Source organism: Bifidobacterium sp. KRGSERBCFTRI, assembly GCF_025908335.1.
This window is the reverse complement of sequence record NZ_CP109653.1, coordinates 3,078,094-3,096,647: the sequence shown is the minus strand read 5'-3', so window position 1 is coordinate 3,096,647 and position 18,554 is coordinate 3,078,094. Positions and strand designations below refer to the sequence as shown.

The 18,554-nt window shown below is 62.2% G+C and carries 16 protein-coding genes and 1 tRNA gene; 15 read left to right on the top strand and 2 right to left on the bottom strand.

Going from position 1 to position 18,554, the window contains the following annotated elements:
* Position 1 precedes the first annotated feature (1 nt).
* The 3 genes from atpD (at position 2) to nucS (ending at position 2,926) form a co-directional block, all read left to right on the top strand.
* Positions 2-1,489, top strand: a complete 1,488-nt coding sequence (gene atpD / locus OGI63_RS13115; RefSeq protein WP_004219179.1) for a F0F1 ATP synthase subunit beta — start codon at positions 2-4, stop codon at positions 1,487-1,489.
* A complete protein-coding gene (locus OGI63_RS13110) occupies positions 1,489-1,797 on the top strand; it encodes a F0F1 ATP synthase subunit epsilon (protein ID WP_004219181.1) in 309 nt (102 codons plus the stop codon). Before atpD ends, OGI63_RS13110 begins: the two co-directional genes overlap by 1 nt.
* 424 nt (positions 1,798-2,221) lie before the next feature.
* Positions 2,222-2,926 (top strand): endonuclease NucS, encoded by a 705-nt coding sequence (gene nucS / locus OGI63_RS13105; RefSeq protein WP_004219182.1) that lies wholly within the window; start codon positions 2,222-2,224, stop codon positions 2,924-2,926.
* 90 nt (positions 2,927-3,016) lie between these two features.
* On the opposite strand, the gene OGI63_RS13100 is transcribed toward nucS, so the two are convergent.
* Positions 3,017-3,985: an FKBP-type peptidyl-prolyl cis-trans isomerase gene (locus OGI63_RS13100; protein WP_012619787.1), complete on the bottom strand. Its 969-nt coding sequence runs from the start codon at positions 3,983-3,985 to the stop codon at positions 3,017-3,019.
* Positions 3,986-4,080: 95 nt separating this feature from the next.
* Between OGI63_RS13100 and OGI63_RS13095 the strand changes: the two genes are divergently transcribed.
* The 4 genes from OGI63_RS13095 (at position 4,081) to OGI63_RS13080 (ending at position 7,623) form a co-directional block, all read left to right on the top strand.
* Positions 4,081-5,430 (top strand): hypothetical protein, encoded by a 1,350-nt coding sequence (locus OGI63_RS13095; protein ID WP_004219185.1) that lies wholly within the window; start codon positions 4,081-4,083, stop codon positions 5,428-5,430.
* Positions 5,427-6,437 carry a hypothetical protein gene (locus tag OGI63_RS13090; RefSeq protein ID WP_004219187.1) on the top strand — a complete coding sequence of 337 codons (1,011 nt, stop codon included), beginning with the start codon at positions 5,427-5,429 and terminating at the stop codon, positions 6,435-6,437. Before OGI63_RS13095 ends, OGI63_RS13090 begins: the two co-directional genes overlap by 4 nt.
* 66 nt (positions 6,438-6,503) lie before the next feature.
* Positions 6,504-7,457, top strand: coding sequence for a tetratricopeptide repeat protein (locus OGI63_RS13085; RefSeq protein WP_004219188.1), 954 nt, complete (start codon positions 6,504-6,506; stop codon positions 7,455-7,457).
* Positions 7,458-7,547: 90 nt separating this feature from the next.
* Positions 7,548-7,623, top strand: a tRNA-Arg gene (locus OGI63_RS13080).
* Between the two features lie 168 nt (positions 7,624-7,791).
* On the opposite strand, the gene OGI63_RS13075 is transcribed toward OGI63_RS13080, so the two are convergent.
* Positions 7,792-8,730 carry a GH36-type glycosyl hydrolase domain-containing protein gene (locus OGI63_RS13075; RefSeq protein WP_014710630.1) on the bottom strand — a complete coding sequence of 313 codons (939 nt, stop codon included), beginning with the start codon at positions 8,728-8,730 and terminating at the stop codon, positions 7,792-7,794.
* Here OGI63_RS13075 and OGI63_RS13070 point away from each other — a divergent pair.
* From OGI63_RS13070 to OGI63_RS13035, 8 genes are all read left to right on the top strand, one after another.
* Positions 8,690-9,388 (top strand): carbohydrate ABC transporter permease, encoded by a 699-nt coding sequence (locus OGI63_RS13070; protein ID WP_004219192.1) that lies wholly within the window; start codon positions 8,690-8,692, stop codon positions 9,386-9,388. The genes OGI63_RS13075 and OGI63_RS13070 overlap by 41 nt on opposite strands.
* A 247-nt stretch (positions 9,389-9,635) precedes the next feature.
* Complete coding sequence (locus tag OGI63_RS13065; RefSeq protein ID WP_004219194.1) at positions 9,636-10,034, top strand: Rid family detoxifying hydrolase; 399 nt, start codon at positions 9,636-9,638, stop codon at positions 10,032-10,034.
* Between the two features lie 67 nt (positions 10,035-10,101).
* Positions 10,102-11,556, top strand: a complete 1,455-nt coding sequence (locus OGI63_RS13060; protein ID WP_004219196.1) for a glycoside hydrolase family 30 protein — start codon at positions 10,102-10,104, stop codon at positions 11,554-11,556.
* Positions 11,557-11,795: 239 nt separating this feature from the next.
* Entirely contained in the window at positions 11,796-13,592 is a 1,797-nt protein-coding gene (gene argS / locus OGI63_RS13055; RefSeq protein ID WP_004269231.1) for an arginine--tRNA ligase, read from the top strand.
* Between the two features lie 194 nt (positions 13,593-13,786).
* Entirely contained in the window at positions 13,787-15,376 is a 1,590-nt protein-coding gene (locus OGI63_RS13050; protein ID WP_004219199.1) for a diaminopimelate decarboxylase family protein, read from the top strand.
* Between the two features lie 272 nt (positions 15,377-15,648).
* Positions 15,649-16,959, top strand: coding sequence for a homoserine dehydrogenase (locus OGI63_RS13045; RefSeq protein ID WP_004219200.1), 1,311 nt, complete (start codon positions 15,649-15,651; stop codon positions 16,957-16,959).
* 62 nt (positions 16,960-17,021) lie between these two features.
* On the top strand, positions 17,022-18,005 hold the full coding sequence (gene thrB, locus OGI63_RS13040; protein ID WP_004219201.1) for a homoserine kinase: 984 nt from the start codon (positions 17,022-17,024) through the stop codon (positions 18,003-18,005).
* A 286-nt stretch (positions 18,006-18,291) separates the two neighbouring features.
* The coding region (locus OGI63_RS13035) for an HD domain-containing protein (RefSeq protein ID WP_035136431.1) at positions 18,292-18,554 on the top strand (263 nt) is incomplete at its 3' end.

The window sequence follows — 18,554 nt, the reverse complement described above, 5'->3', positions numbered from 1 at the left end:
AATGGCTGAGAACCAAGCTAATGCGGCCGCTGACGAGGCTGCGGAGCCAATCGTTGGTCATGTGACGCGTATTCAGGGTTCGGTTATCGACGTCGAATTCCCTGTGGGCCACATGCCGGACATCTATAACGCGCTGACTGTTGAGATCAAGCAGATGGGTCAGCAGGAGGAAGGCGAGGTCAAGGACTCCGTCATCACCCTCGAGGTCGAACAGCACCTCGGCGACTCCACCGCGCGTTGCGTGGCATTGAAGTCCACCGACGGCTTGGTGCGTGGCGCCATCGTGCACGACACCGGCGGCCCGATCGAGGTGCCGGTCGGCGATGTTACCAAGGGCCATGTGTTCGACGTTTCCGGCCACATTCTCAACAAGAAGCCGGGCGAGAAGATCGTGATCAAGGAGCGCTGGCCCATCCACCGCAACCCGCCGGCATTCGATCAGCTCGAGTCGAAGACGCAGATGTTCGAGACGGGCATCAAGGTCATCGATCTGCTCACCCCGTACGTGCAGGGCGGCAAGATCGGTCTGTTCGGCGGCGCAGGCGTGGGCAAGACCGTTCTGATCCAGGAGATGATCCAGCGAGTGGCGCAGAACCACGGCGGCGTCTCCGTGTTCGCAGGCGTCGGCGAGCGCACCCGTGAGGGCAACGACCTGATCGGCGAGATGGACGAGGCCGGAGTGCTCGAGAAGACCGCGCTGGTCTTCGGCCAGATGGATGAGCAGCCGGGCACCCGTCTTCGTGTGCCGCTCACCGCACTGACCATGGCGGAGTACTTCCGCGATGTGCAGAATCAGGACGTGCTGCTGTTCATCGACAACATCTTCCGCTTCACGCAGGCGGGTTCCGAGGTGTCCACGCTGCTTGGCCGCATGCCATCCGCAGTGGGCTACCAGCCGAACCTGGCCGATGAGATGGGCTCCCTGCAGGAGCGCATCACCTCGACCCGTGGCCATTCGATCACGTCGCTGCAGGCCATTTACGTGCCTGCCGACGATTACACCGACCCGGCCCCTGCCACCACCTTCGCCCACTTGGACGCCACCACGGAGCTTTCCCGTGACATCGCCTCGCGAGGCATCTACCCGGCCGTGGATCCGCTGGCCTCCACCTCGCGAATCCTCGACCCGCGGTACGTGGGCCAGGCGCACTACGACTGCGCGAACCGCGTCAAGGCGATTCTGCAGCGCAACAAGGAGCTTCAGGACATCATCGCCCTCATCGGCATTGACGAGCTCGGCGAGGAAGACAAGACCACAGTGAACCGCGCCCGCAAGATCGAGCAGTTCCTCGGCCAGAACTTCTACGTGGCCGAGAAGTTCACCGGTGTCCCCGGCTCCTACGTGCCTGCGGAGGAGACCATCGAGGCCTTCACCCGCATCTGCGACGGCGTGTACGACAACGTGCCGGAGCAGGCATTCTCGGGCATCGGCGGCATCGAGGATCTCGAGAAGAAGTGGCACAAGATGCAGAAGGAATACGGTGACTGATGGCAGGCGCAACGATTGCAGTGAACATCGTTTCGTCGGAGCGCCCGGTCTGGAGCGGTGAGGCGAAGCAGGTGGTGGTTCCCGCCTACGCGGGTGGCATGGGCATTCTGCCCGGCCATGAGCCAGTGCTTTCGGTGATCGAGGAAGGCCGTTTGGACGTCACAGACCCGAATGGCAAGAAGTTCTCGTTCGAGGTGACGGGTGGCTTCATCTCCTTCGACTCCAACAAACTCACCGTGGCTGTTGAAAACGCGCGTTCCATCGCGTTCCAGGCGGAGGGTGCCGACCAAAGCGGCATCGTGGGCTGAACCCAACGCCAATCCCCTCAGTGGGCCACTCGGGCTTTCCGGGTGGCCCACTCGCATATTGGGCGACAGAATATGCCGTTCAGGCAACGATTTCCAGACCTTGGTGGTTGCCGTGGGCCGGATTGGGCGGGCGGCAGGGCCTCGTCACTGGATCGCAAGCGCCCTTTACGTTCCTCAACCCTGCCGCCCGCCCAATCCGGCCCACGGCAACCACACGTCAACGCATGGAATTGGCGGAAGCCTTGAGGCGTTGCTGCCGGTGATTGGTGTCGGATGCGGGGCGGTGCGGAAAGGTTGAGGAACGTAAAGGGCGCTTGCGATCCAGTGACGAAGCCTTTCCGCACCGCCCCGCATCCGACACCAATCACCGATTAGAGGCATGGGCGAGCAGGGTTGGGGGAGAGGGGCCGCTAGCCTTGACGGCATGCGAATCATTGTTGCAGACTGCTGCGCCGAATACACCGGACGCCTTTCGGCCTCCCTCCCGCTCGCCAAACGAGTCCTGCTCATCAAGGCAGACAACAGCTTGCTCATCTTCTCGGAGATCGGCTCGTACAAGCCGCTCAACTGGATGCTGTCCCCGTGCACGATCAAAGACATCACCCCACAGGACGCCGACGATGACCCGGCAACACCCACGCCGGAGAAGATCATTCGCGTGCAGTCCACGAAAACGAACGATGTGCTCGAAGTGACGCTGCAGCACATCTACAGCGACGAGACGCACGATCTGGGAACCGATCCGGGACTGCGCAAAGATGGCGTGGAAGACCACTTGCAGCGGTATCTCGCCGAACAGATCGAGCGCATAGGGGAGGGCGCCAAGCTCGTGCGCCGTGAATACCCGACCGCAATCGGCCCGGTGGACATCATGGCCATCGACGCCGACGGCACGCATGTGGCCATCGAGATCAAACGCCACGGCGGCATCGACGGCGTGGAACAGCTCACGCGCTATTGCGAGTTGCTCAACCGCGACCCCCTGCTCGCCCCTGTTCGCGGCATCTTCGCCGCACAGACGATCACCCCGCAGGCGCAGGTGCTCGCCAAGGACCGCGGTTTCGACTGCCTGCTGCTCGATTACGACGACATGAAGGGCACCGATGACGGCGCACTGCGCCTGTTCTAGATGGCCGGTATCTGCCCGAATATGGAAGCGCTCCGTGGGCCTGAGGCCCACGGAGCGCTTCCATATCAATGCGATATGCGAGGTTGCCGATCAGTACTTCGCGAGAATGTCGACGACGAACACGAGCGTCGAGTTCGCCGGGATCTCACCCTGCGCCTGGTCCCCATACCCGAGCGACGGCGGAACCACGAGCAGCACCTCGGAACCGACCTTCTGGCCCTTGAGGCCTTCGAGCCATCCCTCGATCACGCCACCCTGCATGTTCACGTCGAAGGTCGAATTGCGGTCCCACGACGAGTCGAACTGCTTGCCGTCAAGCAGCCAGCCGGTGTATTTGACCACCGCGTAGCTGTTCGAGTCGAGCTTCTCGCCGTCGCCTTCGATGAGCGGCTGCACCACGAGCTTGTCGCTGTCCTTGTAGCCGTTCATGTCGATGGAGGGCTTGCCGTCGGCTGCATTCGTCACCTTCGGCAGATCCGACGGAATGTCCTTCACCTTCGTGCCCTCGGCCTTCGTGAGGTCAGTGGACTGCGACTTGAGTGTCATCACTATGAGATTGGATGAGTCGGCGGTGCTGTCATTGCTGCCGAATACCACGGTGGAGTTAAGCTTGAGGCCATCAATCACCGACAGCAACGCAGATGTTTTTTCACCTTTTTTAGGCGCCACTAGTGAGCAATCCATCTGGTTGGTCTCCCAAGTGCTCATCTTGATATCGCCCGTTTTACCGTCCACGGCCATTCCCTGTGCACATACGCGGTTGCCTGGCTTGATTACCTCGCCGTCTCCTTCCTGCAAGATGGCATAGGAATTATCAGGAACATTGAGCGGCTTCTTGAATTCGAGGACCGGCTTCTCGCCCACCTTCGCGGTGTCCTTCACGCCCTCGATCTTCGTCAGGCCCGAGCTGGCGGAGGAAGAGGCGGAAGATTTTCCGGTGGATTCGGATGCATTGCTATTTCCGCAGGCGGCGAACGCAAAACATGTCGCGGCCACGCACATCGCGGCCACGGCTTGCACCGCCCGTTTGCGGATTCCTGCTGATTTGGCTTGTGTCATACCTGCCAAGAATATCCGCGCGCATGTATTTCGCCGAATGTATATGCGCTCAGGCAAGAAGCTGAATCTGCATACAGCGCTAGAATAGAAGAGATATGACAGACATACACGAACAGCGAGAGCAGACTCGCACCAAGAAAGAGCCGACGCGCCACGCGAAAATCATGCGCGGCGTGGTGACGCCGATCTTTGGCCTCCTGGCGGTCGCCTGCATCGTTTTCGGTATTCTCAACCAGACCATCTGGCAGCCGAATCCGCAGATTGCCGCGACCGCGCCGGTACGGAACACGCAATACCTGCTCGTCGACCAAGGCGTGGCCAATCTGGTCGACAAGAACGTTCGAATTGAAGCCGCAAGCCCGAGCGCCACCGCCAACGACGGCGTATGCATGGCACTCACGTCGCCCAAGGATGCGGCTGGCTGGCTGGCGGGGCAGCCATACGAGCGCATCACCGGGCTTTCCAATTGGTCCACACTGTCTTACGCCGAACAGGGTGCACAAGGCGAGGCGAACACCTCCGGCGCCGACGTCGCCTTCAAGGACTCGAATATGTGGAAAGAGGTCAACTGCGGTGCCGGCAAGGCATCCCTCGACCTCAAGGACGCGGCCGGCACCGATGTGGTGCTTGCGGACTTCGGTCAGAAGGTTTCCGATGGCTCGCTTGAGATGCATTGGACCCGTCATGACATTCCGAACTTCTCCATCCCGTGGTATTTCGCGGGCGGACTGTGTGCGGTGCTCGCCGTGCTGTGCGCCTCGGTGTTCGCCATGGACATGAGCGCGCGCCGCAAGAAAGTGAGCGAAGACGCCGAACGTGCCCGTCAGGAGCGGCAGGAACAGCGCAAGGACGAACCGAAGATAGGCGAGGCGCTTGCAGGCTCCCTCGCGGCGCTGAAACCGCGGAGCAAGGGCAAGTCCAAGACCAAGGGTGGTCCTCGTCACGGCAGGCATGCCGGCAAGCAGGAGGATGAGCAGCCGACAACCCCGACCATCGTGGACCCGCACGCACGAAATCTGGTGGCGGAACAGGCACAGCAGGCGAACGAGAACGCCAGCGTGGAGGTCTCCGTGGCGAATGGCTCCGATGAGGCGAGCGAAACGGCCACGCGGACGGTCTCCAATGACGGGTCTGCCACCGATGGCACCACCACTTCGGTGATCACCGAAGCCGAGCTGCAGGACTACTTCGCACGTCTGGCCCGCGAAGTCGGCATGGAATCGTCCACGCCGTCCGAGCAGGGCGAGCCAGAGGCCGAGCGTGTGCAGGACACTGACGAATCTGAATCCTCCGAAGACGAACAGTCTGCAGAATCCAATGAATCCACTGAATCCACGGAACCCGAAGACGTCACCGAGACGAGCGAGGGCGGGGAAGCCTCTCAGGAAGAAACCGAAGGGGAGCAGTCCGCGGCCGCCGAGTCGGGCGACAAGGAGGGCAAATGAACACGCGTAGGAAAGCCGTTTCTCTGGGTGCAGCCGGCCTTGCGTTGTGCATGTGCGTGACGCTTGGCGCATGCGAAGGGCAATTGCCGGAACCGGTGCAGGCGACCGCCTCGGCTTCGGCGTCACCGAATCTCACCACCGAGCAGGAGAAGGCGATACGCAAGCAGCTGCTCGAAGCCATTGAGCAATGCAACAATGCGAAGTCGGCGGACGGCCTCGACCGTGCGATGTCGGGCCCGGAACTCGAGATTCGCAGAAGCGAGCTCGCCGTGGCGCAGAAGACCGGCAATCTCGATCCGAAGACCGACATTCCCGATGCGATCACACAGACGATCATCCCGACCGATAGCGGATGGCCGCGCAGCGTGTTCACGATCACCACGACCACGCAGGACCAGCAGTCGAAGCGCCTGCTCGTGTTCGATCAGGAAAGCGCACGGCAGAATTACAAGCTGTGGGGAGTCGCGCGCCTGTTCCAAGGCGTGCAGATGCCGAAGTTCACCGTGCCGCAGATCGGCGCGCAGATGGGCACCGACAACGACGACAATCTCAAGATGACGCCGAAGGAAGCGGTGAAGCGTTACGCGGACGTGCTGCAGAACGGCGACAAGAGCCAGTATGCAGGCGATTTCGACAACGATTACCTGCGGCAGGAGCTCGCCACGCTCTCGCAGACCGTGCAACAGGGCATGGAGCGCAACAAGGGCACGCAAACGCAGACCTTCGAGCCGGTGGACGGCCAGATGCGCATTATGCGTGCGGCTGACGGCGGCGATCTGGTGGTGGCGCAGATCAACTCGGTGTGGACGCGCGCAGCGGGCGAGGGACGCGAGTCCCAGCCGGCCTCGGATTCCGAGAAGGCATTGTTCGGCGACGCGAAGGCCACGAGCACGATGCGCGTCACCTATGTGAACGTGGTCGCCCTCTACATACCGTCGGCCAAGGCGAACGCGAAGATCACGGCGGTGGGCGCGGAACGCCAGCCGGTCAAGGTCGAGGCGATCTAACAGTCTTTTTGCACGCGCATATTGCAAACGTTCAACAGTGCGCGAACACGCGCGGAAAGGGGCATCATGCCGGAACGTGAAATCAAGCCGGGAATCTCATTGGCAGGGGCCATCGACCTCGAGGGACTCAAGCATCAGGTCAAGGCGGAGCCGGGGCAAGCAGGTGGCGCACCGGCCGCGGGTGGCTATGTGATCGATGTGACACAGAACAATTTCCAGGCCGTGGCGCAGGCGTCGGCGACCTACCCGATTGTCATCTTCATGTGGGTGCCTACCGACAATCGCCTGTTCGACATGGCCCGCGAACTCGGCGACGCGGTCAACGGCATGGACGGCAAGCTGCAGCTCGCGCGCATCGACGTGAGCCGCGAACCCGAGATCGCGCAGGCATTCGGCGTGCAGGGAGCGCCCGCGTTGTTCGCTCTGATCGGCGGCCGCCCGATGCCGATTCTGCAGGGCATGCCGCAAGGTGACGAAATGACGCAGATCACCACGCAGGTGCTCCCGCAGCTCGTGCAGGTCGCGGCGCAGGCCGGTGTGACCGGTACCGCGCCGTACATCACGCCGCAGAACGCCGACGACGAGGAAGACACGCAGAAGGAACCCGCCGTGCCGCCTGAGCACGCCGAAGCACACCGTTTGGCTCAGGAGGGCGACTATGCGGGCGCTGCCGATGCCTACGAGCAGGTGCTCGAACGTGAGCCGGACGACGAACTCGCCAAGCGCGGGCGTGCGAAGGCGCTGCTGCTTGCCCGTTCCGCGAATGCGGATGTGCGCGAGGCACGCGAGAAGGCCGCGGCAAATCCGGACGACCTCGACGCGCAGCTGGCCGTCGCCGACGTCGATATGATCGGCGGCCAGATTCAGGATGCCTTCGACCGTCTGCTCGACTATCTGGCAGCTCATCCGGATGCGGTGGAGCCGATTCGCGAACGCATGCTCGAGTACTTCCTCATTCCCGAGGCCACCGACGAGCGTCTCGCACGTGCACGTCGCCGCCTGGCCACGCTCATGTACTGATCGGTCGTATCGCGACCGCCATTCGGTGTCCGCATTACATACGCGCCTGCTGGCGGAAAGTCAGGCGAACGTGTAAAGTAGTGCAGGCATGGGCTCATAGCTCAGTGGATAGAGCGTTCGCCTCCGGAGCGAAAGGCCGTGGGTTCGAATCCCATTGAGCCCACCATGTTGAGAAGTCTGGAATACCGAAATGCCGGTATTCCAGACTTCTTCGTTTTGGCTCGTGCCGTGGGCGCGCAATCGTCCACCCGGATTTCGGCCACCAGGATTGCAAACGAGGTCCGCAGGGATGGCGCCCTGCAGACCTCGCGGAAGTGGAAGAAGAAAAAATCAGTCAGATTGTCAGAGCTACATGCACCTCCTCGGTTCCTGTTGCTGCGGTTGGAACAACGGTGCCGGAGACCGGCTGGCCGTCCACGGTGAGCGACTGTTCGCCGGTGCGGGTGACGTCAATGATGTACCGTGTGCCACGCCATGTGCGCTCGATATGCAGCTCGCCGAAGTTGGGCGGCAGGTGCGGCTCGATCTTCAGGCCGTCGAATGTGGGCTGCACGCCGAGCAGATGCTGGGAGACGTCTACGAAGGTCCATGCCGCGGTGCCGGTGAGCCAGCTGTTCTTGCCCTCGCCCGGGGTCGGCGCCTCGGGGCCGGCGACCATCTGGCAGTACACGTACGGCTCGGTGCGGTGAATCTCGGAATACTCCTCGGTGTAGGCGGGGCAGGTGCGCTTGTACACGTTGAAGGCCTCGTCGTTGTTGTTAATCTTGGCGTTCGCAATGGAGATCCACGGGTTGTTGTGGCAAAAGATGCCGCCGTTCTCCTTATAGCCGCGCGGGTATGAGGAAATCTCGCCCAACTCGATGCGGTAGGTGGAGTATGCGGGTGCGAGGATCGCGGTGCCCCAGCGGCAGGTGAGCAGTTCCTTCGTCGATTCGAGCGCCTTGGCCGCCTTGCCGTCGTCGACGCCGATGCCGGCCATCACGCACATGCCCTGCGGTTCGATGTAGATCTTGCCTTCACTGTCTTCATTCGTGCCCACCGGATTGCCGTTGGCGTCGTAGGCCCTGCGGAACCAGGCGCCGTCCCAACCAGCGGTGAGCGTGGCCTCACGCACTTCGGCGATCGTCTTGCGCACCTCGGCGGTCTCGTTCGCCACCTCGTCGGCGCCCATGCCGCAGGCCTCGCCGAATTGCTCGAGAATCTGCGCATACTGCTCGCCGTACAGCACGAACATGCCGGCGATGATTCCGGGCACCGGCTTGTTCAGGAACATCGCCCGCGCCTTCGGTGCCATGAAGTTCTGGGAGGCGCTCGGCGGCACCTTCCTGGTGGCCACCATCGTTTCGATCTCCACCGTGTTCTTCTCGACGCTCGCCGGCTACTCGTTCTCGAAACTGCGCTTCCGCGGCCGTAACGCGCTGCTCATGCTCGTCGTCGCCACGATGACGATCCCGCAGCAGCTCAGCGTCGTCCCGCTGTACATCATGGCCAACAAAGCCGGCCTGTTCGGCTCGCTGTGGGCCGTGATCATCCCCGGACTGGTCAGCGCATTCGGCGTGTTCTGGATGACCCAGTACATCGGCGACGCACTGCCCTACGAACTCATCGAGGCCGCTCGCGTGGACGGGTGCTCCATGTTCCGCACCTTCCTGCATGTGGCCATCCCCGCCGCACGCCCGGCGGCCGCGATGCTGTTCCTCTTCACCTTCATTGCCCAGTGGACCAACTACTTCTGGCCCATGCTCATTCTCGGCCCGAACAAGAACAAGATGCTCACCGTGGCGGCCGCAACGCTCAAGGGTGCATACTTCACCGACTACACGATCGTGATGTCGGGCGTCGTGCTCACCACCGCCCCGCTGTTGCTGCTGTTCTTCTTCGCCGGCAAGCAACTGGTCTCCGGCATCATGGCCGGTGCCGTGAAGGGCTGATTCGTTCCCTCCTCTCATTCGGCCGGGGTGCAGATTGTCTCTGTACCTCGGCCTCTTCCATATCCGCAATCCGCAGAACATCGAAGATGCGTGGTTCCCCAATCTTTCACGTGAAACATTCGCGTAGCGTGGTGGGGCAGCGGTCTGGGCTGCCACGAGTAGTCTGCAATATGAAACATGAGCCCACGTGCACACTCAAGGTGCTAAACCAGAGCATAGATTCACGCCAGCGAGCGAAAGGAACATCATGTACGAGAATCTGCAGGCAGTGACCACCATGGAGGCGCCGGCCGCACTCGGCGCATACAGCCAGGCCGTCAAGGCGAACGGATTCGTGTTCGTCTCCGGCCAGCTCGGCATCGACCCGGCCACCGGCGAGCTCGACGGCGTCACCGCGGCGGAACAGGCCGCACGCGCGCTCAAGAACATCACCAACATCCTCGCCGCCGCGGGATGCGGCGTCGAACACGTCTGCCGAGCGACGATCTACCTGCGCAACGTCGAGGATTTCTCCGAGGTGGACGGCGTCTATGCGAAGACCTTCACCGGCACGGTCAAGCCCGCACGAGTGGCGTTCGGCAACAACATGATCCCCAAGGGGGCGCTCGTCGAGATCGACGTCATAGCGGTCTGCCCGCAGAACTGACGCCACATTCGCCCCGCCGTCGGCGCACGGCTGCGCATGCCGTTTCGCACAGCGCTAGACTGGGGCTATGATTCAGGCATTCTCAACATACGCGAATGCGCAGGGCACCACGCTTGCCGCCGCGTTCGCGCCGCTTGGGAATGCCTATTTGCGTGTAGGGCGCACGCCGGAGAGCACGTCACACGCCAGCACCCCCACGCTCAGCATCGACACGACTCGCGTGCGCCAGCCCATCGACGGCTTCGGCGCATCGATCACCGAGGCGACGAGCTGGCTGTGGCACAATCGCGTCACAGACAAAGAGCGATGCATCCGCGATCTGTTCAGCCCGCGCGACGGCATAGGCATCTCGATGCTCCGTCAGCCAATCGGCCCAAGCGACCATGTGAGCGCGCCGTACCGCTTCGTGCGCAGATTCCCCGACCGCAATCTCAACTCCCTCGATTTCACACCCGAGATGGAGCGCGTGTTGCCCATGGTCGAGGCCGCGAACGACTGTGCGCTCGCCACGCAATCGCATGCGCTCAACATTATGGCGAGCCCGTGGAGCGCGCCATGGTGGATGAAAACGAATCTCAGCGTGCTCGGCAAACGGCGCTACACGCGGATCACCGGCCATCTGCGGCGCGGCATGTATGCCGCCTATGCGCGCTATATCACCGGTTTTGCGCGATTGTATGCGCAGCGCGGACTGCCGCTGTTCGCGCTCACCGTGACGAACGAACCCGACTACCCGCAGTCGCGATGGCCATCGATGGCAATGACCCCGCGCGAGCAGGCAGAGTTCGTCGCGCGCCATCTGCGCCCCATGCTCGACCACGCCGGATTGGAAGGCACGCGCATTCTGTGCTGGGACCACAACTACTCCACCGACCATTATCCGGACGGCGCCTTCGTGCGAGACATGTACGCCGATTCCGCCGCGCTCACCGCCTGCGCCGGCTCCGCATGGCATTATTACGGCGGATCCGCGCGCACGATGTCTCGCATTCACGACGCGTTTCCGAACAAGGGCATCTGGGCGACCGAGGCGAGCGGCGGCGACTGGGGGCCGCGCAATTTCACACCCGCGCTGCTCTCGCTGGGCACGGCGGTCATTGACATGATGAACAACTGGGCGAGGAGCGCCGTGTTGTGGAACATCGCGCTCGACGAGCACGGCGGTCCCGACTACTACTACCTGCGCAACGATCGCCGGCATTCCGAGAACCGTGGTCTGATCACTGTGCGTGACGACGGTTCGATACGCCGCAATGCAGACTACTACGCGCTCGGCCACTTCTCCAAATACGTGCCGATTGGCTCACGTTGCGTGGAATGCGCGCTCGACCATGCGCAAGGTGTGCGTGCCGCCGCCTTCCTAGTCCCTGCCGCTCTTACTCATGGTGATGGTGACCAGGTTGTTGCCGTGCTCGTGAACTCTCGCCCCGAGCCGCTCGACCTGCTGTGCCATCTGCGCGGTGCAGGCAACGGCGTGATGCTGACATTGCCGGCTTCCTCCCTCACCTCTTTCCTGGCATGATGTGTACCGTGTGGTGATCGTCTTCAGGTATCTTCGATTGTTAGGTGGGTGGCCAGAGTATCCACGCATAATTCCATCCCTTTTATTCGACAAAAGTTGGGTGATTTGTCGAATAAAAGGGGGTTTTCATGATGTTCTCCTAGGGTACTCAACCTAACAATCGAAGATGCGGACGACGGGCCACCTCACAATCGAGGATATTCCTCAAATCTGTCGGCGTTGCCGGTAGACTTGTTGGAATGAGTCCAGAAGCGCTACAGGAATTGATCTTCACCATTGCCAATAACCTTGTTTCCGAGGGTAAAGCCGGCACTTTGACGGCCGAGGAACTCCCGGATTCCGCCAAATTCGCCGTCATGCGCCCCAAGGATCGCGCGCACGGCGACTGGGCGTCGAACGCCGCCATGCAGCTGGCGAAGAAAGCCGGCATGAAACCGCGTGATCTCGCCCAACTGTTCGCCGACGCACTGAATGGCACCGATGGCATTGCCGCCGTCGAAGTGGCAGGTCCCGGCTTCATCAACATCACGCTCGACTCCGCATCGGCGGCCGCAGTGGTGGACCAGGTGCTCGACGAGGGCAATCGATTCGGCAAGAACAATCACCTGAGCGGCAAGACGCTCAATCTGGAATTCGTCTCCGCGAACCCGACCGGCCCGATCCACATCGGCGGCACGCGCTGGGCCGCGGTGGGCGATTCGATGGCCCGCATACTGCAGGCCAATGGCGCCACCGTTGTGCGCGAATACTACTTCAATGACCACGGCGAGCAGATCAACCGCTTCGCCAAGTCGCTCGTGGCCGCCGCCCACGACGAGCCGACGCCCGTCGACGGATACAAGGGCGCCTACATCGACGAGATCGCACGCCGTGTGATCGTGGAGGCCAACGCCGAAGGCATCGATATTCTCAATCTGCCGCGCGTCGACGGCGGCACCGACGAGAAGGGCGAGCCGCTGGGCGAAGGCGATTCCGAGCAGCGTGAGGAGTTCCGCAAGCGCGCGGTGCCAATGATGTTCGACGAGATTCGCCAGTCCATGAAGGAATTCCGCGTGCACTTCGATGTGTGGTTCCACGAGAACAGCCTGTACGAGGACGGCGAGGTGGAGAAGGCGATCGCCGACCTGCGCAATGCCGGCGACATCTACGAGAAAGACGGCGCGACCTGGTTCGAATCGACCGAGCATGGCGACGACAAAGACCGCGTGATCATCAAATCCGACGGCACGTACGCATACTTCGCCGCGGACATCGCCTACTACCGCAACAAGCGCCACCGCAAGACCGACCCGGCCGACGTCGCGATCTACATGCTCGGCGCCGACCACCACGGGTACATCGGCCGCATGATGGCCATGTGCGCCGCGTTCGGAGACAAACCGGGCGAGAACATGCAGATTCTCATCGGCCAGATGGTCAATGTGATGAAGGACGGCAAGCCGGTGCGCATGAGCAAGCGCGCGGGCAACATCGTGACGATCGACGACCTCATCGACGCGATTGGCGTGGACGCATCCCGCTATTCACTGGCCCGCACCGACTACAATTCGCCGGTCGACATCGACCTCAATCTGCTCGCCTCGCATTCGAACGACAATCCGGTGTACTATGTGCAGTATGCGCACGCCCGCTCGTGCAACGTCGACCGCAATGCCGAAGCCGCGCAAATCAATGCCGCCGACGCCGATCTCTCGCTGCTCGACACTGAGGCGGACGGCGAGGTGATCGCCGCACTCGCGCAGTGGCCCGCACTGCTCACGCTCGCTGGTGACCTGCGCGCGCCGCATCGCATCGCGCACTACCTGGAAGACCTCGCCGCCGCATACCACAAGTGGTACAACGTCGAGCGCGTGGTGCCGATGCCGCTCACCGAAGCGGAGGAGCGCGCCGATGAGCAGACCCGCGAACGCACCCGCATCGCGAAGAACCCGGAGCCCGCGCGCGCGGCCGCCCGACTGAAGCTCAACGACGCCGTGCAGACCGTGATCGCCGAAGGCCTCGACCTGCTAGGCGTGACCGCCCCCGACAAGATGTAAGTCCGCTTTCCGGCGTGCGGTCCTCCTGGCCTCCTCTCCGCCTTCTCTTCCTTTGTGGACTTAGTGCTTTGTTGCCCTTGTGTAAAAAGAGACGTATTCGAGCCAGCGGATGTCTCTTTTTACGCAAAGGGGGGAGAGGGGAAGAGCGGGGGACGGAACGAAGAAGATACCGCAAACGAGATGAGGAGATGAATATGGCCATCAGTCCAATCTGGCCGGCAGACACGGCCAGGAATTCCAACGGCGAGCTCACGTTCCACGGCATCACCGCCAGCACCCTGCTCGACGAATTCGGCTCGCCCCTGTACGTGCTGGATCTCGACGAGGTGCGTGCCCGCGCCAGCCACTTCGTGAAGGCCGCCGCACACGCGTTCACGAACAACACCACGCATGTGAGCTATGCCGCCAAGGCGTTCCTCTCGAAGGAAATGGCGCGCATTGTGACCGAGGAAGGCATGTTCGTCGACACCTGCACGCTCGGCGAGATGAAGATCGCGCTCGCCGCCGGCGTTCCCGGTCGTCGACTGGTGCTGCACGGCAACAACAAGAGCGATGAGGAGATCGAACTCGCCATTGCCGAGGGCTTCTCGAAAATCGTGATCGATTCGCCGGACGAGCCCGCACGCATCGCCGCGATTGCGGAACGGCTCGGCAAGCGCGCCCGCGTGATGCTGCGCGTGACCTCCGGCATTCACGCCGGCGGCCACGAATACGTCTCCACCGCGCACGAGGACCAGAAATTCGGCGTCGCACTGCTGCCTGCAGGTGCCGACACCGAGATCGTCGACAACATCGACCAGCTGCAGGACGTCTCCCCGGCGGCCACGAACGCGCTCGTGCACGAGACCGAGCTCGAGCGGGGCGGCGAGACGAAGCAGCAGGCAGACAGGCAGCTGCGGTACGACGTGCGCTACCCGTACGATCTGAACGCCGCCGACGTGACCGAGGGTGATCGCCTGCTTGCCGCCGCGATGGAGCTCGTGGCCAACGGTCCGGCCATCGCCGTGCTGCGTGAGATCGCCAAGTACGGCAATCTGGAACTCGTGGGCGTGCACTCGCATATCGGCTCGAATATTCACGATGCCGAGGCGTTCATTCAGGCGGCCAAGCGCATGATGCTGCTGCGCAAGACGTTCTATGCGACGAATGCCTACACGCTCCCCGAGGTCGATCTCGGCGGCGGCTATTCGGTCGCCTACACCGACGATGAGGACCGCATGGACGTGGACCGCGAACTCGGCCGTCTTGCCGACGCCGTGTCGAAGACGAACCGCTTGCTCGGCATGCCCGCGCCGATCATCTCGTTCGAGCCGGGCCGCTGGATCGTCGCCCCCGCCGGCGTGACGCTCTACCGTGTGGGCACCGTGAAGACCGTGCAGCTTGGCGACGGCTTCACGAACAACGCGGGCGAGCGGATTCGCGAACGCGCATACATCTCGGTGGACGGCGGCATGAGCGACAACATTCGCCCCGCGCTCTACGACGCGAAATACACCGCGATTCTTGCCAACCGCGAGTCCGCTGAACCGGCGAAGCTCTCGCGCGTCGTCGGCATCCACTGCGAGTCCGGCGACATTGTGGTGAATGAGGCGAATCTTCCTGCCGACGTGCACCGCGGCGACATCCTGGCCGTGCCGGTCACCGGCGCCTACGGCCGTTCGATGGCGAGCAACTACAACATGGCGCTCATTCCGGCCGTCGTCGGCATAGACGGGCATGGCGCGCATGTGATGATGCGTCGGCAGACGATCGACGACCTGCTCGCGCTCGACGTGAGCGAGTGAATGGCAAACACCTGCCACCTGCGTAATCGGGGACAATTCCGCCCGGTGATCTGTCCCCTTTTACGTAGATTCCCTTCCTCCGTGCAGGTCTCCCTCTTGCGTAATTTGGGACAGATCCAGGCGTTTTCTGTCCACTTTTACGTAGATCACGCAAAGAGCGGCGGATTTCGATTCCACAGACAGAGCGACTGCGTACGCGGCTATACACCTCCACGTACAATGACCTAAGCAAACCTGTGAACACGCAGTGTGCACCGCATGAAAGGATTCCCATGGCAGAACAGAACGCCCCGATCCGCGTAGGCTTACTTGGAGCCGGCACCGTTGGCTCGCAGACGGCGCGCATCCTGGTCGAGCAGAAGGACGAGCTCGGGCAGCGCATTGGCCGTCCCCTCGAAATCTCCGGCATCGCCTGCCTGGACCCGAACGAGGTGGACTTCCCGTGGATCGACAAGTCGCTGCTCACCAGCGACACGATGTCGGTGGTGAAGAACGCGGACATTGTGGTCGAGCTCATCGGCGGCACCGGCGTCGCGCGCACCTTCGTGTTGGAGGCGCTCAACAACGGCGCGTCTGTGGTCACCGCGAACAAGGCGCTGCTCGCGAAGTACGGCCCGGAACTGTATAAGGCGGCCGAAGACAACCATGCGGATATCTACTTCGAGGCGGCGGTCGGCGGCGCGATCCCGATCGTGCGCCCGCTGCGCGAGTCGCTCGTCGGAGATCAGGTGAAGAGCATGCTCGGCATTGTCAACGGCACGACGAACTACATTCTCGACGAGATGACCACCAAGGGCCTCGATTTCGACGTCGCACTCAAGGAGGCCCAGGAGAAGGGCTATGCCGAGGCCGACCCGACCGGTGACATCGAAGGCTACGATGCCGCGAACAAGGCGGCGATCATGGCCACGCTCGGCTTCCACACGAACGTCGGCATCGACGACGTGACCGTGGAAGGCATCACGCACATCACCGCCGACGACATTGCCGCCGCCACCGCGGAAGGCAAGGTGGTGAAGCTGCTCGCCGTGGTCGATCACACCGAAGACGGCGTCTCCGCACGCGTTTACCCTGCGCTCATTCGCAACGAGCACCCGCTGGCGTCGGTGCATGGCTCCTTCAACGCGGTCTTCCTGCACGCCGAGTATGCCGATGACCTCATGTTCTATGGCCGCGGTGCCGGCGGCGCCCCCACCGCTTCCGCAGTCGTCGGCGACATCGTCACCGTCGCGCGCCACATCGCCTCCGGTTGCACCGGTCCGGCGATCCGCATGTACAACGACTACCCGATCGCGCCGCTCAGCTCAGCCAAGGCGAGCTTCGCCGTGCGCTTCCTCATTCACGACAAGCCGGGCGTGCTGTTGCAGGTGGCGAAGGAGTTCGCAGACCGCGGCATCTCGATCAACGGCGTGAACCAGGACCTCAAGCCCACGGCGACCGAACCGGGCTATGACGGCGAGATCCAGCAGCTGCGCCTGGTCACGCATATGACCGACGAGACGACGCTGCGCGAGGCGGTCGACGCGGTGTGCCAGCTTGACTCGGTGACCGGCGACCCATCGATCATTCGCGTGCTCGACTGATAATCTGTTATACATAGACCGGCAATTCGTATTGCCCTGACCGTCAGAGTAGGAAGTGGAAAATGGATCCGGTGACTCGTAAAGTCCACGTTCGCGTGCCGGCGACCAGCGCCAATCTCGGCTCCGGTTTCGACACCGTGGGACTTGCCTTGGATTACCATGACGAGCTCGAGTTCACGCTCAGTTCCGATCCGCTCAACATGGCGGCACAGATTCTCATCACCGGCGAAGGCGAGAACACGCTGCCGCGCGACGAGTCTCACCTGGTGGTCTCCACGTTCCGCCGCGCATGTTCGCGCTTTGGCCTGAGCAAATGCGGGTTCATCATGGAGGCGCACAACAACATCCCGCAGGCGCGCGGCATGGGCTCGTCCGCCGAGGCGATCGTGGCCGGCATCTCCGCCGCCTACGCGTTCTCGCACGAGGGCGAGCTCGACCGCGACGTGATCTTCCAGTACGCGGCCGACCTCGAAGGGCATCCCGACAACGTGGCGCCCGCGGTATACGGCGGCATGACCGTCTCGTGGACCGAGGACGGGCAAAGCGAGATCGTGCAGGGCGAGGTGGTGAACACCGGCTTCCGCTCGGTGAACTACCTCGTCGACGCCGGCGTGCGCGCCTCGATTTTCGTTCCGGATTACGAACTCTCCACCGCGCAGGCCCGCGCCGCATTGCTGAACACCGTGCCGTTCGCGGACGCCGTGTTCAACGTGTCTCGCATGGGACTGCTGATCGGAGCCATGAATCCGTCCGCGTTGGCAGGGGAGCAGGACCCGAACGAACTGCTGTTCACCGCCACGCAAGACAAGCTCCACCAGAGCTATCGCGCGCCGCTCATGAAGCCGTCCGCCGAACTCATCGATTTGCTGCGCGAGCACGGGTATGCGGCCGCCGTATCGGGTGCCGGCCCATGCGTTTGCGTGCTGCACAACGGCGACGCCTCGGACGACCTGAACCAGATTGCCACCGCCCAGCTCGCATCCGGCCACTGGCGTGTGCTCCACCTCAACGTGGACACGCAGGGTGTGCAGGTGGCGCGGCTGTAGCTCCAGCCTCTTTTGCGTTCGGGACGGGTAAGCCGCTGATGGTGTCTCCTTTTACGCAAGGAGCTATCGAATTCATTGAATCTATTACGTAAAAAGGGACAGATTAAGGTTGTATCTGTCTTTTTTACAGATTTGTAGAATGTATGTTCCCGATCATGCCACCGGCTTGTGCATGTGTTTATAAAATGCTTGGAGAGTGACTCTCCATGTTGTTGTTCGCAACGCGCTTGAGATGGTAGTGTGGGTGAAACAATGCGATCAAGGGTGAAAGCGCAGGGGGTTTCAGATGGGGCAGCTTGGATATTCTTCGGATGATGGATTGGCTCTGTCGGCGCAAGCGCGCGCTCTGTGGGGAAAGACCGATCGGGATGTGGGGGAGGAGTGGCTTCCGTTGTATGTGCATATGTCGGATTCGGCTCTTGTGGCCGAGAAAATCTGGGATGAGTGGTTGCCGGAGGGTACCCGGGAAATCATTGCGAGTAATTTCAATGGGGATGCCACACTAGCGAAAAGGGTCACTGTGTTCCTTGCGGGCATCCATGATTTAGG